Raw genomic sequence first — 21,716 nt, 5'->3', positions numbered from 1 at the left:
CACGCCAACGTGACGCTCGGCAGGGTACTAGGCGACGTCGGGTCCCGCCGTGGCGTAGGCCAGCGCCTCACCAATCGTGTTGTGGTGGAACTGGAAGCCGGCATGTTCCAGGGCGGCCGGGATGGCGCGCTGACCGCACAGCAGCCCCTCGTCGGCGAACTCGCCCAGCGCCGCGCGCACCGCGAAGCCGGGCACGATCAGCGGGGTAGGCCGGTGCACCGTACGGCCCAGCGCGGTGGTGAACTCGGCGTTGGTGACGGGCGCAGGGCCGGTGAGGTTCACCGGCCCGGACAGGTCGCCGTGCGAAACGGCAAACTGCAGCGCCCGAACCTCATCCTCGAGGCTGATCCACGACATGTACTGGCGGCCGTTGCCCAGCCGGGCGCCCAGGCACACCGAGAACAGCGGCCGCAGCCGGCTCAGCGCGCCGCCCGACGGGGCCAGCACCAATCCGGTTCGGGCCAGCACGACACGGGTGCCGGCCTGTTGCGCGGGAGCGGTGGCCGCCTCCCAGTCCACACACAGCTGAGCCAGGAAACCGGTTCCCGCGGAATCGGTTTCGTCGACAGCCCGGTCCCTGGTGTTGCCGTAGTAGCCGACCGCGCTGGCGTTGACCAGCACACCTATGCCGGCGTCGGCGACCGCGCCGGAGAGCACCTCGGTGGGCGTGATCCGGCTGTCGCGCAGGCTCTGCTTGAATGCGCCCGACCAGCGCCGTTGGCCGATACTGATGCCGCACAGGTTGACGACGGCGTCCACGCCTTTCAACGCGGAGCCGTCGAAATCGCTGCTGTCGGGGTCCCAGCGCAGCTCGTTGCCGTTCGCCGGCGGCCGGCGCACGATCCGGAGCACTGGGTGGTCGGCGGCACGCAACGCCGTCACCAGAGCCGAGCCGATCAGCCCGGACGACCCCGCGATCGCAATGGTGGCTTTGGCCACGTCGGCAAGCCCTTCTATAGCCCCAGGTCGGCCTCGAAAGCGCCCTCTTCGAGCCGGTATTTGATGGTCGTCAGGAAACGCCCGGCATCGGCGCCGTCGATCAGCCGGTGGTCGTAGGTCAGCGGCAGGTAGCAGACCGAGCGCACGCCGATGGATTCGTTGCCGGTGTCGTCGACGACGACCCGCGGCCGTTTGACGATGGCACCGGTGCCCAGCATCGCGGCCTGCGGCGGGACCAGGATCGGGGTGTCCAGCAGCGCGCCCTGGCTGCCGATATTGGTGATGGTGAAGGTGCCGCCGGACAGCTCGTCGGGCTTGAGGTCACCGGACCGGGCGCGGGCGGCGATATCGGCGATGGCGCGCGCCAGCCCGGCCAGCGACAGATCGCCGGCGTTGTGGACGACGGGGGAGAGCAGGCCTTGCTCGGTGTCGACGGCGATGCCGAGATGCTCGGCGTCGTAGTAGGTGATCTCGTTGGTGGCCTCGTTGTAGCTCGCGTTGATATTGGGGTGGATCTTGAGGGCGTCGATCACCGCGCGGGCGATGAACGGCAGGAACGTGAGGTTCACGCCTTCCCGTTCGGCAAAATCGGCCTTGGCCCGGGCCCGCAGGGCCACGATCCTGGTCATGTCGACCTCGTGGGTCTGGGTCAGTTGAGCAGTGGCCTGCAGCGATTCGCGGGTCTTGCTGGCGGTGATCTGCCGGATCCGGCTGGCCTTCTGGGTGGTGCCGCGCAGATGCGCCAGTGCGGGCGCCGGACTAGAGGCGGCCGGTTCAGCACCGGCGGCCGGGGCCTGCGGTGCCGGAGGCTTCTGTGCTTCCTCTTTTTGCTCGGCGGCCGACAGCACGTCCTGTTTGCGGATGCGACCACCCACACCGGTCCCGGTCACCCGGGCCAGGTCGATGTTGTTGTCCGCGGCCAGTTTCCGCACCAGCGGCGTGACGTACGGGGTGCCGGGCGCGCCGGCCGCCGGCTGTGGTTCGCGTCGAGGCGGCGCCGGCTCGGGCTCGGGTGCCGGTGTGGGCTCGGGTGCCGGTGTGGGCTTGGCTTGCGGCGGGGGCGGCGGTTCGGGTTCGGGTTCCGGCCTGGCCTCGGGCCGGGGGGTCGGCCCGGGTGCCGGCCGGGCTTGGGGTGCCGCGGCGCCGGTGCCGATTTTGGCCAGCTCGCCGCCCACCGAGACGGTGACGTCCTCCTCGGCGGTGATGCTGACCAGCGTGCCCGACACCGGTGACGGAATCTCGGTGTCGACTTTGTCGGTGGAAACCTCCACCAGCGGCTCGTCGGCCTCCACGTGGTCGCCGACCTTCTTCAGCCAGCGGGTCACCGTGCCCTCGGTGACCGACTCGCCGAGTTCGGGCATCAGCACCGGCGTCGTTTCGCCACCGCCGGCGGCGGGCGCCGACGTGGCAGCCGGCTGCGGTTCGGGCTGGGGTGGGGCTTCCGGCTCGGGCTGCGGTTCGGGAGCTGCCTCGGCCGGCGCTCGACCGTCGGCGCCTTCGCCGGCGTCTCCGATAACGGCCAGCTCGCCGCCGACCTCGACGGTGTCGTCCTCCTGGGCGATGATCTTGGTCAGCACACCGGCCGCCGGCGACGGGATCTCGGTGTCGACCTTGTCGGTGGACACTTCCACCAGTGGCTCATCGACCTCGACCGTGTCGCCTTCCTGCTTGAGCCAGCGGGTGACCGTCCCTTCGGTGACGCTCTCACCGAGTGCCGGCATCTGCACTGAGAAGGCCATCTGTGTTGACTCCTCGATCAATCGGTTGGTCGGCACCCGTCGACCTCTGGCTTACCACAGCGTCCCGTACCGGAGCGGTCACCCAAGCGGATTGTCCAAACCATCCTGTCATTACGGCGTTGCCGGCACACATCCAGGGCAGCGGGGCGTGACGTCTCTTGACACCCTTGCGCGGGCCGGGCAGTGTCGAAACACCCCTGCTGCTCGGAGGTTCGCGATGGCACGCCAACTGGCGCAGCGCTTCGTCGACAGCGCCGACGGTGTGCGCATCGCGGTCTACGAAGACGGGAATCCCGACGGACCCACGGTCGTGTTGGTACACGGCTGGCCGGATTCACATGTGCTGTGGAACGGCGTGGTGCCGCTGCTCGCCGACCGGTTCCGGATCATTCGCTACGACAACCGCGGTGTTGGCGGGTCGTCGGCACCCAGGCCGGTATCGGCGTACACGATGGCGCGGTTCGCCGACGACTTCGCCGCCGTCGTGGCGGCCTGCAGCCCCGCTGCGCCGGTGCACGTGCTGGCCCACGACTGGGGTTCGGTGGGGATCTGGGAGTACTTGAGCCGGCCCGGCGCCGCGGCCCGGGTCGCGTCGTTCACCTCGGTGTCCGGCCCGAGCCAAGACCACCTTGTCGATTACATCTTCACCGGTCTGCGGCGTCCGTACCGGCTGCGAACCTTCGGCCGGGCGCTCAGCCAGGCGCTGCGGCTGAGCTACATGGCGGTGTTCTCGATACCGGTGCTGGCACCGCTGCTGGTTCGCGCTGCGCTGCCCAGCAAGCGGGTTCGCCGTGCGTTGACCAAGGGCATCCCCGCCGAGCGGGTCCATCACTCGGACACTCTGGTGATGGACGCGGCGACCGCGCTGAAAACCTACCCCGCCAACTACTTTCGATCGTTTTCGCGTCAACGCCGGGACCTGTATGTCGACGTGCCGGTGCAGCTGATCGTCAACACCGAAGATCCCTACGTGCGGCCCTACGGTTATGACGCCACCGCGCGCTGGGTGCCGCGGTTGTGGCGCCGCGACATCAAGGCCGGTCACTGGTCGCCGATGTCGCACCCGCAGGTGTTGGCGGCTTCGGTGCACGAGTTCGTCGACCTGGCCGAAGGCAAGCAGCCGAGCCGTGCACTGCGGCGCGCACGGGTGGACGGCGACCGCGCCTACTTCTGCGACACGCTGGTCGCGGTGACCGGCGCCGGCAGCGGTATCGGCCGGGCAACCGCGCTGGCCTTCGCGCGCGAGGGTGCCGAGGTGGTGGTCAGCGACATCGACGAGGCCGCCGCCAAGGACACCGCCGGGCAGATCGCCGCGGCAGGTGGTGTCGCGCACCCGTATGTGCTCGACGTCGCCGACGCCGCGGCCGTCGAGGCGTTCGCTGAGCAAATCTGCGCCGACCACGGGCTGCCCGACATCGTCGTCAACAACGCCGGCATCGGGCAGGCCGGCGATTTCCTGGACACCCCGGCCGAGCAGTATGGCCGCGTCCTCGACGTCAACTTCGGCGGGGTGGTCAACGGCTGCCGAGCCTTCGCCCGGCGCCTGGTCGACCGGGGCACCGGCGGGCACATCGTCAACGTGTCGTCGATGGCCGCCTGGGCACCGGCGCAGTCGATGAACGCCTACTGCACGTCCAAGGCCGCGGTGTACATGTTCTCCGACTGCCTGCGCGCCGAACTCGACGCCGCCGGCGTCGGGCTGACCACGATCTGCCCGGGTGTCATCGACACCAACATCGTGCATACCACCCGGATCGACGCGCCCTACGCAAAAGCCGAACAGATCGAAGGCCGTCGGGCACAGCTCGAGAAGATGTTCGCGATGCGGCGCTACGGCCCCGACAAGGTGGCCGACGCCATCGTGTCGGCGGTCAAGAAGGACAAGGCGATCCGGCCGGTGTCGGCGGAAGCTTACCTGCTGTACGGCGTATCACGAGTGTTGCCGCAGGCATTGCGCAGTGTCGCGCGCGGGCGAGTGGTGTAGCCGGCGTCGGCCGCTTTGACGTAATCGCGAAACTCGATGCACTGCACAGCGGTAGCATCCCTGAGTCGGTATCGAACGGACGGCGGTGACCGTGAAATCCCTGGCCATGAGCGTGGCGGCGATAGCTGCAGTCGCAGCTGCAGCAGCCGGTGCGACTTCTGTTGCACCCATTAGCCCGACCACATCGACGGTCCACCCCGTCGTACTCGGCGTGCCACTACCGCTAGCTCCCAGCGCAGACGTGCCCAGCTCCGACCAGCTGTTGGCGGTACTCAACGGGCTGGGGAATCCCAACGTTCCGTTCGCCAACAAGAGCAATCTGGTTGAGGGCGGCATCAGTCCGGTCGAAGCCCGGCTCGCGGACGTCCGGATGCGACAGGCGGTTGCCAGCGGCGAGACGCCGCTTAGGGTAAGTGTCGCGAACATCCACCCGACCGGCGCGAATGCGGCCTCGGCGGACGTCACTGTCTCTGGTCCGAAACTCGCGCCGACCACGCGGAGTGTCACTTTCGTGAACCACGGGGGCTGGAAGATAACCCACGCCTCCGCGATATCGCTGCTGCAGGAATCGGGCGCGGGTAGCAGCTAACCGGGTGCGACAGGAAGACCCGGGCACACCGTGAGGTAGCCGACATTCGGGGACACCCAGTCGCGCCACTGCTGTCGGCTCATATTGGCGGTGATTTTGTCGCAGAGCAGCTCGTGCCAAGCTGCGGGGCCCGGCCACAACCGTACGGTCTGGTCTTCGCTGCCGGAGACGATGCGCCGCCCGTCCGGGCTGAACGCCACACCGGTCACCCGGTCGGTGTGCCCGGTGAGCGCGACACCGGTCTGCTGGCCGGTGCCGGCGTCCCAGAGCCGCAGCGTGTTGTCGGCGCTGCCGGACACGATGCGCCGCCCGTCGGGGCTGAACGCCACGCTGAGCACCGCCCCGGTGTGTCCGGTCAGCGGGGCACCGATCGGCGCGCCGGTGCCGGCGTCCCACAGCCGCAGGGTTTCATCCCAGCTGCCGGAGACAATGCGCCGCCCGTCGGGGCTGAACGCCACATCGCGCACATGGCTGGTGTGTGCGGTGAGCGGGGCGCCGATCTGCTGGCCGGTGTTGGCGTCCCAGAGCCGCAGGGTGTTGTCCCAGCTGCCGGAGACGATGCGTCGCCCGTCCGGGCTGAACGCCACGCTGGACACTGCGTCGGTGTGCCCGGTCAGCGGCACGCCTATCAGCGCGCCGGCGTCCCACAGCCGCGCCGTGTTGTCGTCGCTGCCGGAGACGATGCGCCGCCCGTCCGAGCTGAACGCGACGGTGGTCACCCGATCGGTGTGCCCGGTGAGCGGGGCGCCGATCGGTGTGGCGATCGCGGCGTCCCATACCCGCAGTGTCTTGTCCCGGCTGCCGGAGACGATGCGCCGCCCGTCGGAGCTGAACGCCACACTGGTCACCCGATCGGTGTGGCCGGTGAGCGGGGCGCCGGTCTGCTGGCCGGTGCCGGCGTCCCAGAGCCGCACGGTGTTGTCCCAGCTGCCCGAGACGATGCGGCGCCCGTCGGGGCTGAACGCCACGCTGGTCACCTCGTCGGTGTGGCCGGTGAGCGGGGCACCGATCGGGGCGCCGGTGTCGGCGTCCCACAGCCGCACTGTGTCGTCGGTGCTACCGGAGACGATGCGCTGCCCGTCGGGGCTGAACGCCGCACTGGTCACATAGCTGGTGTGGCCGGCGAGCGGGCCGCCGATCGGCGCGCCGGTGCCGGCATCCCACAACCGCACCGTGCTATCCCAGCTGCCGGAGACGATGCGCCGCCCGTCCGGGCTGAACGCCACACTGTCCACCGCGCTGGTGTGGCCGGTGAGCGGGCCGCCGATCGGCGCGCCGGTGTCGGCGTCCCACAGCCGCAGCGTGTCGTCGGCGCTGCCGGAGACGATGCGCCGTCCGTCCGGGCTGAACGCCACACTGGTCACGGCGTCGGTGTGGCCGGTGAGCGGGGCGCCGATCGGCGCGCCGGTGCCGGCGTCCCACAGCCGCAGCGTGTCGTCGCTCCCGCCGGAGACGATGCGCCGCCCGTCCGGGCTGAACGCCATTACCCCGACGGTTGGTTGCGGTAGCGGGACGATTTTTACGGTGGTTTGCCGCGCCACCACCGTATCCAGGAGTGCACCGACGTCGGTGGTTGGCGCGATGGTGGGAGCCGCGAGGATCTGCTGGATCGCCCGCTCGTCACCACCGGCTTGAATACCAGCGAGCATTGCCTGTCCCTGTGAGGTCAACTTCAACGCGACGGCCTGATCTCGCTGCTGGATGGCAACTTGGCGCTGGCGGAACGCTTCGCGCTGCTGAACGACCGCGACGAGTGCCGCGACGACCGCTACCACCGTCAGCACCACCAGCCCGGTGATCGCCGCGGCGCGCAGCCGGCGGAACCGCCGCTGCTCGCGCAGATCATCGCTGGCCAGCTGGTCTTTCGGCTTGCCGTGAATCGGGGCGGCCAGCGCAGTGATCTTTTCCCGCAGTGTCGCCGCGCCCGGATCCCACGGCGCATCCTCGCCGACATCGATGAAAAACGGCTCGACCGGCAATACCCCCGGCTCGGTCAACACCGGCAGAGCCGCACTGGACAACTCTGGATCGAACCGCGCGTGCCGGGGGTCCCACCGCAGTTGGCCACCGGCGAGCACCAGCAGCAGCCGCTCACGACCGTCGTGCTCGAGCCAGTAGCTGACTTCCCTGTCGACCCAGTGCGATTGCGCAGCCTCAGGTGACAGCACCACCACAAGGAAGTGGGCACGGTCGAGCGCCTCGGTGATCTTGCCCCACAAATCCGGACTGACGGTCAGGTCCGTGTCATCACGAAACACCCGCAGTGCGCGCAACCGACCCAGCCGCCGCCCGATCTGATGCAAACCCTTCTGGATCCCGGTGGCCACCTGCCGATCCCGATGCCCGTACGACAAAAACGCGTCATACTCCAGCGGCTTGGCCTGTCCTATCCCAGCGGCGTGCGTAGACCACCGCGAACGGCGCGGCGCGGACTGCCGGTCTGTCGATGGTCTGGCCATCAGCACTCCGACTTGGCCGGTGGATGGAATTCGACATAGCGTTGGGCAAATTCATCACCGGGAACCGGCCATTGCTCGCCGTCGGCACCGCGAACGACCCAGTCGCCGTCCGCCGCAGTCACGGAGCCCTCCAGGGTCTTGAGTGTTTCGCCCGGCTGCGCCCGCCGGGCCAAAACCTGTCCGCGCCTTCGCCATTGCCGTCCACCGACGAGCTCGTAGGTGGCCTGGAAAATGTCGTCGCGCACCGACCAACTCTCCCCATCGTCCTGGACTGCCCAGTCTCCGGCGTTGGCCCGCATCGTCTCGCCCGACCGCGATGCCCACGTCCAGGGTGTGTTCCGCTGGTCGGCGATGACGGTCCCGACCCGGGTGAATGGTTGCCACACCGGAAGTGACCGGTAGCCGAGCTGCCGAAGGCTCCACAGGGTGGCCGCCAAACTCGTCAGGGCGGTGTTGAGCAGATCCGGGTTACCTTCGATCACCGACCAGTCGACGAGCTTGTCGTGAATCCGGCGCGCATCGTGGCGGGATGGACCGGACTTCCAGCCGGCGCGCCGGTAGTAGCGGCACCAGTCCTCATGTTCGGCCCGTGCCATTTTCGTCGCCGTGTCACGGTCGAAGCCAAGGTGCGCAAGCTGTTCCAGCGGTGGCGATCCGAGCATGTCGCGGGCGGCCAGCGGGGTCGGCGGGCTGCCCCAGGTATTCCAGGTATGCCCCGCGATCCGTTCGACCATCCACAGCGCGTTGCGGACCTGGCGACGATTCGAGCCGCGGTAGAACGCGTCGAGCTGGGTCCAAGGCGACGTCGCCGGAGATTGGTGTGACCCCGGGGCGATCGCGGCGACGTAACGCTCGTGGATGAGTCTGGCCGCGCGCTCCCAGGCGTCCTGGGCCTGTCCCTCGGGCAAGTCCAGCCGCAGGCGGTATGTCCGCAGCTGCCCCACGATGTGCAACCGGTCGTCGGACGTGCGCGCGTCGGGGTCCCAGCTGTATACGGCCATGGCGGGAAAACGGGCGGCCAGCCTGGTCCCCGTCGTCGTGCTGCCGGGGGATCGGCCGGCGGGGTCGTCGACGAATATCGCGGCATAGTTTTGCGCGTCTCCATCGCCGATCAACCGCATCAACGTCTGCACCGTCGGCGCCTCCGGCGTCGCGGCGATGGTCGGCCCACTGGACACTAATCCGATTTGTCCGCAGTGGAATTCGTGATCGTGCAGGTATCCTTCGGCATCCTCGCCGACCAGGGTGAGCGCCGGTAGTGCCGCCTCGTCCGGCGCAACGTAGTAGTCGTACTCGAGTTGACGACGGGTCAGGTCGGCGCACAGTGCCAACGTCAATTGCGATGTTCCGCAGACGAATACATGCCGTATCGTCTTGGCCGCGACGATGTTGTCCAGCAGCCAACGAGCGGTGACTTCGTATTTCCCGACAGCGTCGGCGGCCCATCTGGTGTCGGATCCACCGAACTGCTGGGCACGCCATGCCTCCGCTTGCCACGGGTCGTCTATGCGCACAATGAGGGGCAACCGGTGCTTGCTGCCGACCACGGCGAGTCGACGCGAGATCACGCTTAGCCACAACAAGTTCGTGGACGGATCGGCCGACATCAGGTAAAGCCGCTCGAGGTTGCGCCATAGCGACAGCGATTCAAGGGCCGCCGGTGTGTTGAAGTCCACCGACAACACGCGGGCGCCCTGGATGCGGGCCTCCTGCTCGCTGGGTCCATCGGATCCGCCGGTGATGACGACCAGCGTGCTGCGTCGGTCCAACGTCCGCGCGACGGCGCTGATCATTGACCGGGTGTCGTCGTCGATGCCCACGACGGCGGTCACGCTGCCGGCGAGGCTGACCCGCAGCCGGTCCAACTGTGACCGGAACACCGCGATCACCACACCGCCCAGGCCGGTGAAAATTGCCGCTAGCGCTGCTAGTCGTGCCACCTCGAGGGCGTTGGGGGTGGGATACGGACAAATATGTCCGCTGAGCTCTATGTCGCTGATACCGCCCTTGACCAACGACGCTGTCCAAATCAGTGGCGTAATGAAGACCGGATGCGTCGCGTCGTGACAGTTCCAGTACGAGAAGAAGCCCAGCACCGCGCCGGTGGCGGCGAGACCGGCGATGACGGTGATCGGAACGTTCCCCGACCGGTTGCCGCGTTGCGTTCGGAAGCTCAGCACGCACAGCGCCGCCAGCACCGCGGCGGCGACCGCGATTGCTTGCCACGATCCGGGCCGGCCGAACCATCTCAGCCAAGTTGGCAGTCCGGCAGATGCTGACGGCCACAACGCCAATGTCGATAGGTAGGCGACCAGCGCCAGGACCACGCCCGCGATAGCCAATCGCACGACGCGGATGGTCGTTACCGCGCGGAGCATCGATGACCTCCCTTCGCGTACCTGCATCGTGATGATGACACTGCGGGCGGTTGCCCGGACGTCAAACAGCACACCCGGGCGGCGACGGGAGCGGTATAGAGCGTGTCGAGTGGTCGGTTATTGCACAGGTTTTCGGGCTGCAATAAGTGGGCGCTCGCCGAGCTGCGTTAGCCGTTTTTGCAGATGTCCTCCAGCACCGCGAACATGGTGCGGGTCGGCACGCCGGTGCCGCCCTTGGGGGTGTAGCCCCACGGGCTGCCGGTGTTGTACGCGGGACCGGCGACGTCGATGTGGGCCCAGGCAACCGAATCGGCGACGAACTCGCGCAGAAACACGCCGGCCACCAGCATCCCGGCGAACCGCTGCCCGCTCACATTGGCCAGGTCGGCGACCGTGGACTTCAAATCGTCCTTGAGCTCGTCGGGCAGCGGCATCGGCCAGCCGTTTTCCCCGACGGCCTGCGAGATCGCCGCCACCCGGTCGCGGAACTCGTCACTGCCCATCACGCCCGGTGTGCGGGCGCCCAGCGCGACGGTCTGCGCGCCGGTCAGCGTCGACGTCTCGATCAGGTAGTCGGGCTTGTCCTCGCACGCCCGCACGATGGCGTCGGCCAGGATCAGCCGGCCCTCGGCGTCGGTGTTGAGCACCTCGACAGTGGTGCCGCCGTACTGGGTCAGCACGTCGCCGGGACGCTGCGCGGTGCCCGACGGCATGTTCTCGGCCATCGGCACGGTGGCGATCACGTCGATCGGCAAGGCCGACTTGGCGGCCAGCGTGACGGTCGCGATCACCGCGGCGGCCCCGCCCATGTCCGAGGTCATGTAGTGCATCGAGGCCGCCGGCTTGATCGAAATGCCGCCGCTGTCAAAGGTGATGCCCTTGCCGACCAGGGCTACCTTGCGGGCCTGCTTGGGGTTTTCGGCCAGCCGCGAACCGCGATGGGTCAGCCGCACCAGCCGCGGCGGCCGCGACGAGCCCTTGCCGACGCCGATCACGCCGCCGTAGCCGGCTTTGGCCAGCGCCTTGTCGTCCAGGACCTCGACCTGCAGGCCGACCGATTCACCCAACGTCTGCGCCCGCCGGGCGAATTCGGCCGGAAACAGGTGGCTCGGTGGGGTATTGACGAAGTCACGGGCGGTGGCGACGGCGGTCGCGATGGCCGCGGCATGCCCGGCTGCTGCCCTGGCGGCCCGGGTGCTGGACAGCGCGGTGATCTTGCGCAGACCCTGGTCTTTGGGCGCGGTCTTGTCGGTGCGGAAGGCGGTGAATCGGTAGCCGCCCAAAATCATCCCCTCAACGGCAGCGGCCGGGTCCAGCTCGCTCAGCGTGGTGACGACGGCCTCCGCGCTGCCCAGCGCCCGCGCCGCCGCCCCGGCGGCGCGGCGGATCACCTCGGCGGGCCATTCGTCGCGGTGCTTACCCAGCCCGATCGTCAGCACGCTGGCCACCGGCAGCGACGCCACCACCAGCGGGTGCACCTGCTCGCTGCCGCCGGTCGCGCCCAGCGCCCGCAGACCGGCCTCGATCTCGGCGACCGCGTCGGCGTCCAGGAACGGCTCGGCCGCGGCGACGACCGCTCCCGGTCCGCCCTCGTCACCGGTCGAGACCACCGGAACGATCAGGACCGCTTTGGCGACCCCGCGACTCGGTAGCGACGCGGCCACGGCGACGGAAGGGGACTGGTAACCGGATTGGGTGCTCACCGGCATCACCCTACGGCCGGCTGCCGCCGTGCAGGTCGTAGGCCGTCACTGGTTCATCGAATCCCTTGAGCGTCAAGGGATCCTGGACGATCGCCGGCCAGTCCGGTAATTCCTCGTACACATCGGCTGCGGCGAGGATCTGGCCGGGCTGCGCGGCGGCGACGAGCCGGGCGGCCAGGTTCACCGGGTTGCCGAAGTAATCGCCGTTGATCGCCAGCATCTGGCCATAACCGAGGCCGACGCGGACCTGCAGTCCGGTCTTCCGTGCCCGTGGGTGGTCGACGAGGTCGACCGCCGCCCGCGCCAGCCGTTCGACGTTTGGGCTCACCCACATCACAGCGTCGCCGATGAATTTCACCACTCGTCCGCCGTCGGCATGCACGACGTCGGAGACGGTGGCGCCGAACTCGGTGAGCATGGCCGACAGCTCCGCGAGCGTGAGCAGCTGGGTCAGCGCGGTGAAGCCGGACAGGTCCATGAAACCGACGCCGCACACCATGCTGGCCGACGGGCCCCCGCCAAGCCCCTCGAGGAACGTTCGGGCGCTGACCAGGTGGTGGCGGTGGACGGCGTCGATCATCGCTCCGATGCGGGGGATGAGCTCCGTGGTCGCGCGCCAGGCTCGCGCTGTGGCGACTTCGTCCTGGGTGTGGCCGAGCCACACGTCGGGCTGGCTGACCCGGATCATCGACGACTCGGCCTCGGCGAGCCGGGCCATCGTCACGCCGAGCACCCGCAGGATGGTGTCGGCGAGGTCGCCGAACTGCGCCCGCATCGCGACCCAGGTCGCCAGGCCATCGACATCGGCCTGGCTCAACACCGGCGTGTCGCGACCCGCGACACTCAGGCCGAGCATCGTCCAGGCGCGCTCGACATCCTCGACCGGAACGTCCAGCGCCTTCGCGGCGCTCCGCAGGCTGTAGACCGGCGGCCCCGACCATCCCAGGACGTCACCGCCAAGCCCGAACAGCCGGCCGCGGCGCTCGGCCTCGGCCATCTCGTCAACGCTGAAGCCCAGGCCGTCCAGATATTCGATCAGGGCGGCTCGCCCGCGGGCATCGGCGATTCCGGCAGTCTCGAAGGCATCGAAATCAACCACCTGGACGAGTCTGCCTTAGGGTGGGGCGTCGTGAGCGAACTCCAGCACGGACCCCTCGAAGACCGCCACCGCGAACTGGCCGCGAGCTTCGCCGAGTTCGGTGGCTGGCTGATGCCGGTGTCGTACGCCGGCACCGTCGGCGAACACACCGCGACCCGTACCACCGTCGGGCTGTTCGATGTCAGCCACCTCGGCAAGGCGATGGTGCGCGGGCCGGGGGCCGCGCAGTTCGTCAACTCCGCGCTCACCAACGACCTGAGCCGCATCGGGCCCGGCAAAGCGCAATACACGTTGTGCTGCACCGAATCCGGCGGGGTGATCGACGACTTGATCGCCTATTACGTCGCCGACGACGAGATCTTTTTGGTGCCCAACGCCGCGAACACCGCCGCGGTGGTCGCCGCGCTGGCCGATGCCGCGTCCGCGGCGCTGAGGATCACCGACGAGCACCGGTCCTATGCGGTGCTGGCCGTGCAGGGCCCGCGCTCGACCCGGGTGCTCGACGAGCTGGGATTGCCGACCGCCATGGACTACATGGCCTACGCCGACGCGGCGTTCGCGGGCGTGCCGGTGCGGGTGTGCCGCAGCGGCTACACCGGTGAGCACGGCTACGAGCTGATGCCACCGTGGGAATCGGCCGGTGTGGTGTTCGACGCGCTGCTGGCGGCGGTCACCCGGGCCGACGGGCAGCCGGCCGGTCTGGGCGCCCGCGACACGCTGCGCACCGAGATGGGGTATCCGCTGCACGGTCACGAGCTGTCGGCCGACATTTCGCCGCTGCAGGCCCGCTGCGGCTGGGCGATCGGCTGGAAGAAAGACGCGTTCTTCGGGCGCGACGCGCTGCTGGCCGAGAAGGCGGCGGGTCCACGACGAGTGCTGCGCGGGCTGCGCGCGGTCGGCCGCGGTGTGTTGCGGCCCGAGCTGACGGTGACCGGCGGGGACCGCAAGGTCGGGGTCACGACTTCGGGAACGTTTTCTCCGACATTGAAAGTCGGCATCGCGCTGGCGCTCATCGACACCGATGCGGGCGTGATCGATGGCCAGCAGGTCAGCGTCGACGTCCGCGGCCGGGCCGTCGAATGTGAGGTGGTCCGACCGCCCTTTGTCGATGCGAAAACCCGGTAGCGGGCAGATATACAATCTCGCCATGACTAGCCGCCTGCTCGAGTTCACGGTGTCACCTGCCGCAAACCCGACGAGCGACGAGGTACGCCAATCGATCCTGGCGGACCCGGGTTTCGGCAGATATCACACCGACCACATGGTGTCGGTCGACTACGCCGAGGGCCAGGGTTGGCACAATGCGCGGGTCATCGGCTACGGCCCGATCGAACTGGATCCGTCGGCGATCGTGCTGCACTACGCCCAGGAAATCTTCGAAGGGCTCAAGGCCTACCGCTGGGCGGACGGGTCGATCGTGTCGTTCCGCCCCGACGCCAACGCCGCCCGGATGCGGTCATCCGCACGCCGGATCTCGATCCCCGAACTGCCCGACGAGCTATTCGGAGAATCGCTGCGGCAACTGATCGCCGTCGACAACGCCTGGGTGCCCCCGGCCGGCGGCGAAGAGTCGTTGTATTTGCGGCCGTTCGTGTTCGCCACCGAGCCGGGGCTGGGCGTGCGTCCGGCCAAGCAGTATCGGTACCTGGTAATGGCGTCCCCGGCCGGCGCGTATTTCCCGCACGGCCTGAAGCCGGTCAGCGTCTGGGTGTCGACGGAATACGTGCGGGCCAGCCCGGGCGGCACCGGTGCCGCCAAATTCGGCGGCAACTACGCTGCGTCGCTGGTCGCCCAGGCGCAAGCCGCCGACAACGGTTGCGAACAGGTGGTGTGGCTGGATGCCGTGGAACGCCGCTACATCGAAGAGATGGGCGGGATGAACATCTTCTTCGTGTTCGGCAGCGGCGGATCGGCGCGGCTGGTCACCCCGGAGCTGTCCGGCTCGCTGCTGCCCGGGATCACCCGGGATTCGTTGCTGCAGTTGGCTACTGACGCGGGCTTCAGCATCGAGGAACGCAAGGTCGACATCGACGAGTGGCAGAAGAAGACCGCGGCCGGTGAGATCACTGAGGTGTTCGCCTGCGGCACCGCGGCCGTCATCACCCCGATCGCCCACGTCCGCTACGGCGAGAATGAATTCACCATCGCCGACGGCGAACCCGGTGAAGTGACGATGGCGCTGCGCGACACGCTGACCGGAATCCAGCGGGGCACCTTCGCCGACACCCACGGTTGGATGACGCGGCTCGGTTAGGTGCGGGTCAGAACCGCACCAGTGCGGCCAGTAGCACCGCCGTCACCGTCGTCGTCAGTTCGATCGCCGCGCCCAGCACGTCACCGCTGATGCCGCCGAACCTGCGCACGCAGTGCGCCACCAACACCGCCGCGCAGCACAGCGCCACCAGCACCGCAACGGGTCCCCGCCAGGCACCGACGGCCACCGACACCGCGGCCAGCACCGCGATCCAGCCCGCCACCACCGGTGCCGACTGGGTGCCCGCGACGCGGGCACCCAGCACACTGCCCTGCATCGCCGGCACCGATCGACGGCAGGCCAGCACCGCCGCAACCCGACCGGCGCACACCGCCACGACGATCCCGACCGGGCTCAGCACCGAAAAGGCCAGCCCCTGCAGCGTGATCACCAAGACGACGGCCGCGACGCCGAACGGGCCGGTCGACCCGTCACGCATCACCTGCTGCGCGCGCTGCGGTGGGCGAAAGCAGCCCAGCCCGTCGGCGGTGTCGGCCACGCCGTCGATGTGCAGGCCACGGGTGGCGGCCAGCAGCGCGGCCACCGCCAACAGACCGGCCAGCGGGCTACCCGCTCCGAAGGCAAAAGCGCCGGCCCACGCCACGGCCGCGGCCAGCCCGCCCAGCGCGGCGCCCACGACCGGGAGCGCGGTCACCGTGCCGCGGCTCAGCGGCCGATCCGCTACACCGGGCACCGGCAGGACCGTCCCGAACCCGAAAGCCGTTGCCAGCGAGGCGATCACGATGACATCCGGTTGGACACACCCGCCGAAGAGAACGTGGCCATCGAGGACAGCGCGGCCACCGCGGCCCGCAGCACCGGCACCGCGACCAGCGCGCCGGTCCCTTCCCCCAATCGCATCCGCAGGTCCACAATCGGGTCGAGCGCCAACTGCGCCAGGGCCAGGTGATGCGCCGGTTCGGTGGAGCGATGCCCCGCTTGCCACCACAGCCGGGCGCCGGGCGCCAGGCGTTCGGCGACCAGAGCGGCCGCGCTCACCGCCAGGCCGTCCAGCAGCAGCGGGGTGCGCCGGACCGCCGCCTGCGCGCAAAAGCCGGCCAGCGCCGCCAGGTCGGCACCACCGCAACACCGCAGCAACCCGACCGGATCGCAGGCCACCGGCCCCGCCCGAAACAGCGCGTCGCGCACCGCCGCGGTCTTGCGCATCCAGCCGGCGTCGTCGACCCCGGTCCCGTGGCCGACCGCGGCAACCGGCTCGACACCGGTCAGTGCCGCCACCAGAACCGTTGCCGCCGTGCTGTTTCCGATGCCCATATCGCCACCGATGAGCAGGTCTGCTCCGGCGTCGACCTCCTCGTCGGCGATCTGCGCACCTGCCCGGATCGCGGCGGCGGTCTCCGCGTCGGTCAACGCGTCCTGGATTGCGATGTTTCCGCTGCCGGCCCGCACCTTGTGGGCGCCGATCTGCTCGGAGGGCGCATCGGCATTCACGGCCAGATCGGCGACCCGCACCGTCGCGCCGGCCACAGCGGTCAGCGCGTTGACCGCCGCACCGCCGGCCTCGATATTGGCGACCATCTGAGCGGTGACTTCTTGCGGGTACGCCGAGACCCCGGAGGCGGCGACGCCGTGGTCACCGGCGAACACCACCACCCGGATGCGTTCGAATTGTCGTGGCGGACAACGACCTTGGCACGACGCAACCCACACCGAGAGATCCTCCAGGCGGCCCAGCGCACCCGGTGGTTTGGTCAACGTGTCCTGGCGGGCGCGGGCCGCCGCTGCGGCATCAGCGTCGGGCGGCGACACCGGTGGGAATTTCATCGCGCCCCTGCCGGTTTGATCGACACCGGCTGCCCGGCCACCACCAGCACCACCCGGTCGCACAGGGCGGCCAGTCGCTGGTTGAGCGTGCCCAGCTCGTCGGCGAACCGGCGGCCCGACGCGGTGGCCGGTAGCACGGTCATCCCGACCTCCGGGCTGATGACCATCAACGCCGAACCGAACGAGGCGACCGCCGCGAGCAGGTCCTCGACCTCGACCGACACCGACCCGTTCTCCCACGCCCTGCGGTGATCGAACGTGGCGGTCAGCCAGCCGCCGACATCATCGATGAGGGTTGGCGTGTTCGGTGACTGTCGCAATTGTGTTGTCAGGTCGTAGGTTTCGATCGTCGACCAATGCGCGGGTCGGCGGTCGCGGTGCTCGGCCACCCGCCGCGACCAGGCCGCGTCGGCATCGGCCACCGGACCGGTAGCCAGATAACGCACCGGCTGGCCGGGCTGCACCGACTCGGTGATCGCGGCCTCCGCCCAGCGGGACTTACCCGACCTGATCCCGCCCAGTACCAGGGTTCGCACGGCGGTTCAGTAAAGTTCAAGCGACACGGCCGCCGCGCTTGACCCGGGGCCGAGGCGCCCGCATCCGGCGCATCTGAGACGCCCGGCCGGCAGCGTAAAGGCCTAGCTTCCAACGGCTTTCGGTGTTGGTCGGGAATTCCTGGTCGACCAGCTTGGTGACCTTGCGGCCCAAGACTATCCCGTCGATCACCATCAGCACCATCAACACCATCATCGCGGGTGACATGTAGGGCTGCAGCTGCGGGACGCCGAACATGACGAACATCAGCGCCAGCGCCGTCGGCAGGAAGAGGCCGAGCAGGTTGCGGCGGGAATCCACCACGTCACGGACGAACCGGCGCACCGGGCCCTGGTCGCGTGGCAGCAGGTAGCCCTCTTCGCCGGCCATCATCCGCTCCCGGCGGTCGGTCATCGCGGCCCGCCGCGTCGCGCTCTGGGCACGGCGTTCAGCGCGGCTGAGTTTGGGCCCGGCGACCGTTTTGCGCCGGGCGCGGGCCTCGGCGGCGGTCATCGGCGCCGGGGCGATTGGTCCCCTTTTCTTACGCCGCTTGGCGGCCTCGCGTTTGGGTGTGGGCCGGCCCTTGGGCGCGGTCGTCTGCGACCCGCGAGGATCGCCGGCGCCGGTATCGATTAGATCGGCGGCCACCGCCGACTCGTCGGCAGCGCGGTCGTCGTTCTTACGGCCCAACAGCTTCACGCTGGCCAGGTTACTGCGCGGTGGCATGAATCGGCATGCGGACTTTCCTACCCGGCCCTACGCTGGCTGGGTGGGCGGCTGGGCGGTTGGCGTTGATGGCCATACGCCGGCCAATACCCAGGTGCCGGCCCTGCGGATCCTGATCGCCCCCGATGGCTACGGCGACAGCCTGACCGCGGTACAGGCCGCCGGCGCCATTGCGGCCGGCTGGAACCGGGCACGTCCCGGCGATCAGTTCATCATCTCGCCGCAATCCGACGGTGGCCCCGGCTTCGTCGAAGTACTGGCCGGTCGGCTGGGTGAGCCGCGGCGGTTGCGGGTGTGCGGCCCGCTGGACGACGACGTCGAGGCAGCGTGGGTGTTCGATGCCGAGTCGGCTACCGCATACCTGGAATGTGCGCAAGCCTGCGGGCTGGCGTTGTTGGGTGGTCCGCCCACACCGCGGACCGCGGTCGCGGCCCACAGCAGGGGAGTTGGCCAGCTGATCACCGCGGCACTGCGGGCGGGCGCAAGACGGATCGTGGTTGGGTTGGGTGGCAGCGCGAACACGGACGGCGGCCGCGGACTCGTCGACGACCTTGGCGGCTTGGCGGCCGGCCGGCGTCAGTTGGCGGAAGTCGAGTTGATCGCGGCTTCCGACGTCGAATACCCGCTGTTGGGGCCGTGGGGTGCCGCCCGGATATTCGGCCCGCAGAAAGGCGCGGATTCGGCCACGGTGGCGACACTCGAGCAGCGGCTCACCGGGTGGGCCGTCGAACTGGACGCTGCCGCCGGACGGCCGGTGAGCGCGGAATCGGGCGCCGGGGCCGCCGGCGGGATCGGTGCCGCGCTGCTCGCGCTGGGCGGCCACTGCGAATCGGGTGCGGCGATCATCGCCGAACACACCGGCCTGGCCGACGACATCGCTGCCGCCGACCTCGTTGTCACCGGTGAGGGCCGGTTCGACGACCAGTCCCTGCACGGCAAGGTGATCGGTGCGCTGGCGGCCGCGGCGCGGTCACATCGGACCCCGGTGCTGGTACTGGCCGGCCAAGTCGATCTGGACGATTCCGCACTGCGATCGGCAGGCATCCTGGCCGCGTACGCGATCGCCGACTACGCCGGTTCGGTGCGGCTGGCGCTGGTCGATGCCGCCAACCAGCTGATGGGTCTGGCGTCTGCGGCCGCGGCGCACCTCGGGTATAGCGGGAATAGCGGGGTGACAAGGTACCTTTGACTAGGTGGGGTTTTGTGGGCGCTGCGCGCGGAGTGCAACCCACCGCACCCACGGCCGATTGGGCATGTACAGGTAGGGAGAAGCAATGACTGTTCAGGGCGAGTCAGCCACCACCACCCATGGCGTGATCTTGACCGACACCGCGGCAGCCAAGGCGAAGGCGCTGCTGGACCAGGAGGGACGCGACGACCTGGCGTTGCGCATCGCGGTCCAGCCCGGTGGGTGCGCGGGTCTGCGCTACAACCTGTTCTTCGACGACCGTTCCCTCGACGGCGACTTGACCGCGAAGTTCGGCGGCGTCACGTTGACCGTCGACCGGATGAGCGCGCCGTACGTCCAGGGTGCCTCGATCGACTTCGTCGACACGATCGAGAAGCAGGGCTTCACGATCGACAACCCGAACGCCGGCGGGTCGTGCGCCTGTGGTGACTCGTTTAACTGAGCACTAGTAGGCACCGGCGGTACGCAGCACGTACGAGCACACCAGCACCTGGTTGTGCTGGGACAATAGCTGGGCCATGCCCTGCACCGCCTCGCGCGGCGGGCCGCCGGTCGCCGGGGTGACCCGCATGGTGAACAACACCTGGGCCTGGTAGTTCGACCAGTACACGATCTTATCGATCGAGGTGACCTTCGCCTCGGAAAACTGCTTGCGAAACGCGTCGCTGCTCAGTTTGGCCAGCGCCTGGTCGGGCCGGCGGTCCCGAATGGCGTCGTAGATACCGCACAGCGTGTTGCGGGCGATGGTGTCGGTGTCGCGGTGTTCCAGCGCGTCCAGGTAGCCCTGGACCGCTGTCTTGGCCGTGGTGTCGGAAATCGCGCGGCCGGTGGGCTCGTTTTGCCGCACGCCGTAGACGATCGCAACCGTCATTCCCGCGATCAGCGCGACGGCCACCAAGACGCCCATTACCAGCCGTCGGCGGTGTGGTTTGGGGTAGGGCACCGGCGGCGGCAGCGGGCCCGGGTAGGCGGCCGACGGCGAAGCCGCCTCGCCGGGATGGGGTTGGGTGACCGGCTCGTCGGCGCCGAGCCCGTGGTTCGACGACTGCGGACCCGGCATCGATCGTTCTCCTCCGGCGTACTGGACTCGGGTGCGACAAACGGTCGCCGCCTACAGCTGGCGGGCGCGGGCGGCGAGTTCTCTAGGCAGGCTAGCGCACCACCGGCCACCGGCCGTGATGTAAGGCCGACGACGACCCCGGTAGTCTTACCTAGGCGAGCTTAGAAATTGAAGGGACTTTTCGTGACGATTGCGGTGACCGGTTCGATTGCCACTGACCATCTGATGCGATTTGGAGGCCGGTTCTCCGAACAGTTGCTCGCCGAGCACCTGCAGAAGGTTTCGCTGAGCTTTCTGGTTGACGACCTGGTGATCCATCGCGGCGGCGTGGCCGGCAACATGGCCTACGCCATCGGCGTGCTCGGTGGCGACGTCGCGCTGGTCGGTGCCGTCGGCAGCGATTTCAGCGAGTATCGCAAGTGGTTGCAGACACACGGCGTCAACTGCGACAACGTGCTGATCTCGACGACCTCGCACACCGCGCGGTTCGTGTGCACCACCGACCTGGATATGGCGCAGATCGCGTCGTTCTACCCGGGTGCGATGTCGCAAGCGCGCGACATTTCGCTCGCCAAGGTGGTCGACGACATCGGCACCCCGGAGTTGGTGATCATCGGGGCCAACGACCCGGAGGCGATGTTCCTGCACACCGAGGAGTGCCGCCGGCTCGGGTTGGCCTTTGCTGCCGACCCGTCGCAGCAGCTGGCCCGGCTGACCGGTGAGGAGATCCGCAAGCTCATCGACGGCGCCACCTACCTGTTCACCAACGACTACGAATGGGATCTGTTGTTGTCCAAAACCGGCTGGACCGAAGCCGATGTGATGGCACAGGTCGGGCTGCGAGTGACCACGCTGGGCCCCAAGGGCGTGGATCTGGTCGACCCGGACGGCACGGTGGTCCACGTCGACGTGGTGCCGGAGAACAGCCAGGTCGACCCCACCGGCGTGGGCGACGCGTTTCGGGCCGGCTTTTTGACCGGCCGCAGCGCGGGCCTGGGACTGGAGCGTTCTGCCCAGCTCGGGTCGCTGGTGGCGGTGCTGGTGCTGGAGTCGACCGGCACCCAGGAGTGGGATTGGGATCGTGACGTCGCGGTGGACCGGCTGGCCGGTGCCTACGGCCCGGACGCTGCTCAGGAAATCGCCGCCGCGCTGGCTTAGCCTCGATCCACCGATGAGCTGAGGTCCGGCTGTAGTGGTCGGTTGTGATGGTACGTGTCGGTGTGTGGGCATAAAGTATCTGCTGGTCTGCCCAGCTTTTCCTGTGCGCTCCGGTCGGGC

18 protein-coding genes are annotated in these 21,716 nt (G+C 68.9%); 7 read left to right on the top strand and 11 right to left on the bottom strand.

Annotation, left to right across the window (positions count from 1 at the left end; genetic code table 11):
• Window positions 1-27: 27 nt before the first annotated feature.
• Complete coding sequence (locus ACRDTL_RS15475; RefSeq protein ID WP_431507585.1) at window positions 28-939, bottom strand: TIGR01777 family oxidoreductase; 912 nt, start codon at window positions 937-939, stop codon at window positions 28-30.
• A gap of 14 nt (window positions 940-953) precedes the next feature.
• The gene (sucB, locus tag ACRDTL_RS15470; RefSeq protein ID WP_431507605.1) at window positions 954-2,678 is read right to left on the bottom strand and encodes a 2-oxoglutarate dehydrogenase, E2 component, dihydrolipoamide succinyltransferase; all 1,725 of its coding nucleotides are present in this window, start codon (window positions 2,676-2,678) and stop codon (window positions 954-956) included.
• 217 nt (window positions 2,679-2,895) lie between these two features.
• Here sucB and ACRDTL_RS15465 point away from each other — a divergent pair, with 217 nt between their 5' ends.
• Both ACRDTL_RS15465 and ACRDTL_RS15460 read left to right on the top strand, forming a co-directional pair.
• The gene (locus tag ACRDTL_RS15465; protein WP_431507584.1) at window positions 2,896-4,662 is read left to right on the top strand and encodes an SDR family oxidoreductase; all 1,767 of its coding nucleotides are present in this window, start codon (window positions 2,896-2,898) and stop codon (window positions 4,660-4,662) included.
• A 106-nt stretch (window positions 4,663-4,768) separates the two neighbouring features.
• Window positions 4,769-5,251 (top strand): hypothetical protein, encoded by a 483-nt coding sequence (locus ACRDTL_RS15460; RefSeq protein WP_431507583.1) that lies wholly within the window; start codon window positions 4,769-4,771, stop codon window positions 5,249-5,251.
• Here ACRDTL_RS15460 and ACRDTL_RS15455 read toward each other — a convergent pair.
• The 4 genes from ACRDTL_RS15455 to ACRDTL_RS15440 form a co-directional block, all read right to left on the bottom strand.
• Window positions 5,248-7,710: a TIR domain-containing protein gene (locus ACRDTL_RS15455; RefSeq protein ID WP_431507582.1), complete on the bottom strand. Its 2,463-nt coding sequence runs from the start codon at window positions 7,708-7,710 to the stop codon at window positions 5,248-5,250. The genes ACRDTL_RS15460 and ACRDTL_RS15455 overlap by 4 nt on opposite strands.
• Window positions 7,710-10,058 carry a hypothetical protein gene (locus tag ACRDTL_RS15450; protein ID WP_431507581.1) on the bottom strand — a complete coding sequence of 783 codons (2,349 nt, stop codon included), beginning with the start codon at window positions 10,056-10,058 and terminating at the stop codon, window positions 7,710-7,712. Before ACRDTL_RS15450 ends, ACRDTL_RS15455 begins: the two co-directional genes overlap by 1 nt.
• A gap of 197 nt (window positions 10,059-10,255) precedes the next feature.
• The gene (locus ACRDTL_RS15445) at window positions 10,256-11,791 is read right to left on the bottom strand and encodes a leucyl aminopeptidase (RefSeq protein WP_431507580.1); all 1,536 of its coding nucleotides are present in this window, start codon (window positions 11,789-11,791) and stop codon (window positions 10,256-10,258) included.
• A gap of 10 nt (window positions 11,792-11,801) precedes the next feature.
• Entirely contained in the window at window positions 11,802-12,890 is a 1,089-nt protein-coding gene (locus ACRDTL_RS15440) for an adenylate/guanylate cyclase domain-containing protein (RefSeq protein WP_431507579.1), read from the bottom strand.
• Window positions 12,891-12,920: 30 nt separating this feature from the next.
• On the opposite strand from ACRDTL_RS15440, the gene gcvT reads away from it, so the two are divergent.
• Together gcvT and ACRDTL_RS15430 are read left to right on the top strand one after the other, a co-directional pair.
• Window positions 12,921-14,015, top strand: coding sequence for a glycine cleavage system aminomethyltransferase GcvT (gcvT, locus tag ACRDTL_RS15435; RefSeq protein ID WP_431507578.1), 1,095 nt, complete (start codon window positions 12,921-12,923; stop codon window positions 14,013-14,015).
• A 22-nt stretch (window positions 14,016-14,037) separates the two neighbouring features.
• On the top strand, window positions 14,038-15,144 hold the full coding sequence (locus tag ACRDTL_RS15430; protein ID WP_431507577.1) for a branched-chain amino acid aminotransferase: 1,107 nt from the start codon (window positions 14,038-14,040) through the stop codon (window positions 15,142-15,144).
• A 7-nt stretch (window positions 15,145-15,151) separates the two neighbouring features.
• Here the strand turns inward: ACRDTL_RS15430 and ACRDTL_RS15425 are convergent, their stop codons facing one another.
• From ACRDTL_RS15425 to ACRDTL_RS15410, 4 genes are read right to left on the bottom strand one after another with little or no spacing between them, the layout of a single operon-like run.
• Complete coding sequence (locus tag ACRDTL_RS15425; RefSeq protein WP_431507576.1) at window positions 15,152-15,886, bottom strand: adenosylcobinamide-GDP ribazoletransferase; 735 nt, start codon at window positions 15,884-15,886, stop codon at window positions 15,152-15,154.
• Window positions 15,883-16,929 carry a nicotinate-nucleotide--dimethylbenzimidazole phosphoribosyltransferase gene (cobT, locus tag ACRDTL_RS15420; RefSeq protein WP_431507575.1) on the bottom strand — a complete coding sequence of 349 codons (1,047 nt, stop codon included), beginning with the start codon at window positions 16,927-16,929 and terminating at the stop codon, window positions 15,883-15,885. Before cobT ends, ACRDTL_RS15425 begins: the two co-directional genes overlap by 4 nt.
• Window positions 16,926-17,465, bottom strand: a complete 540-nt coding sequence (locus ACRDTL_RS15415; RefSeq protein WP_431507574.1) for a bifunctional adenosylcobinamide kinase/adenosylcobinamide-phosphate guanylyltransferase — start codon at window positions 17,463-17,465, stop codon at window positions 16,926-16,928. Before ACRDTL_RS15415 ends, cobT begins: the two co-directional genes overlap by 4 nt.
• Window positions 17,466-17,481: 16 nt before the next feature.
• Window positions 17,482-18,162 (bottom strand): DUF3043 domain-containing protein, encoded by a 681-nt coding sequence (locus tag ACRDTL_RS15410; RefSeq protein ID WP_431507573.1) that lies wholly within the window; start codon window positions 18,160-18,162, stop codon window positions 17,482-17,484.
• 130 nt (window positions 18,163-18,292) lie between these two features.
• Here ACRDTL_RS15410 and ACRDTL_RS15405 point away from each other — a divergent pair, with 130 nt between their 5' ends.
• Window positions 18,293-19,378, top strand: coding sequence for a glycerate kinase family protein (locus ACRDTL_RS15405; RefSeq protein WP_431507604.1), 1,086 nt, complete (start codon window positions 18,293-18,295; stop codon window positions 19,376-19,378).
• A gap of 85 nt (window positions 19,379-19,463) precedes the next feature.
• Window positions 19,464-19,820 (top strand): iron-sulfur cluster assembly accessory protein, encoded by a 357-nt coding sequence (locus ACRDTL_RS15400; protein WP_431507572.1) that lies wholly within the window; start codon window positions 19,464-19,466, stop codon window positions 19,818-19,820.
• A gap of 3 nt (window positions 19,821-19,823) precedes the next feature.
• Here ACRDTL_RS15400 and ACRDTL_RS15395 read toward each other — a convergent pair whose 3' ends face one another.
• Entirely contained in the window at window positions 19,824-20,438 is a 615-nt protein-coding gene (locus ACRDTL_RS15395) for a hypothetical protein (protein WP_431507571.1), read from the bottom strand.
• A gap of 183 nt (window positions 20,439-20,621) precedes the next feature.
• On the opposite strand from ACRDTL_RS15395, the gene ACRDTL_RS15390 reads away from it, so the two are divergent.
• Window positions 20,622-21,596 (top strand): carbohydrate kinase family protein, encoded by a 975-nt coding sequence (locus tag ACRDTL_RS15390; protein WP_431507570.1) that lies wholly within the window; start codon window positions 20,622-20,624, stop codon window positions 21,594-21,596.
• Window positions 21,597-21,716 lie beyond the last annotated feature (120 nt).

It is taken from the genome of Mycobacterium sp. (assembly GCF_050700595.1).
Taxonomy (GTDB): Bacteria; Actinomycetota; Actinomycetes; order Mycobacteriales; family Mycobacteriaceae; genus Mycobacterium.
This window is presented reverse-complemented; position numbering and strand designations above follow the sequence as displayed.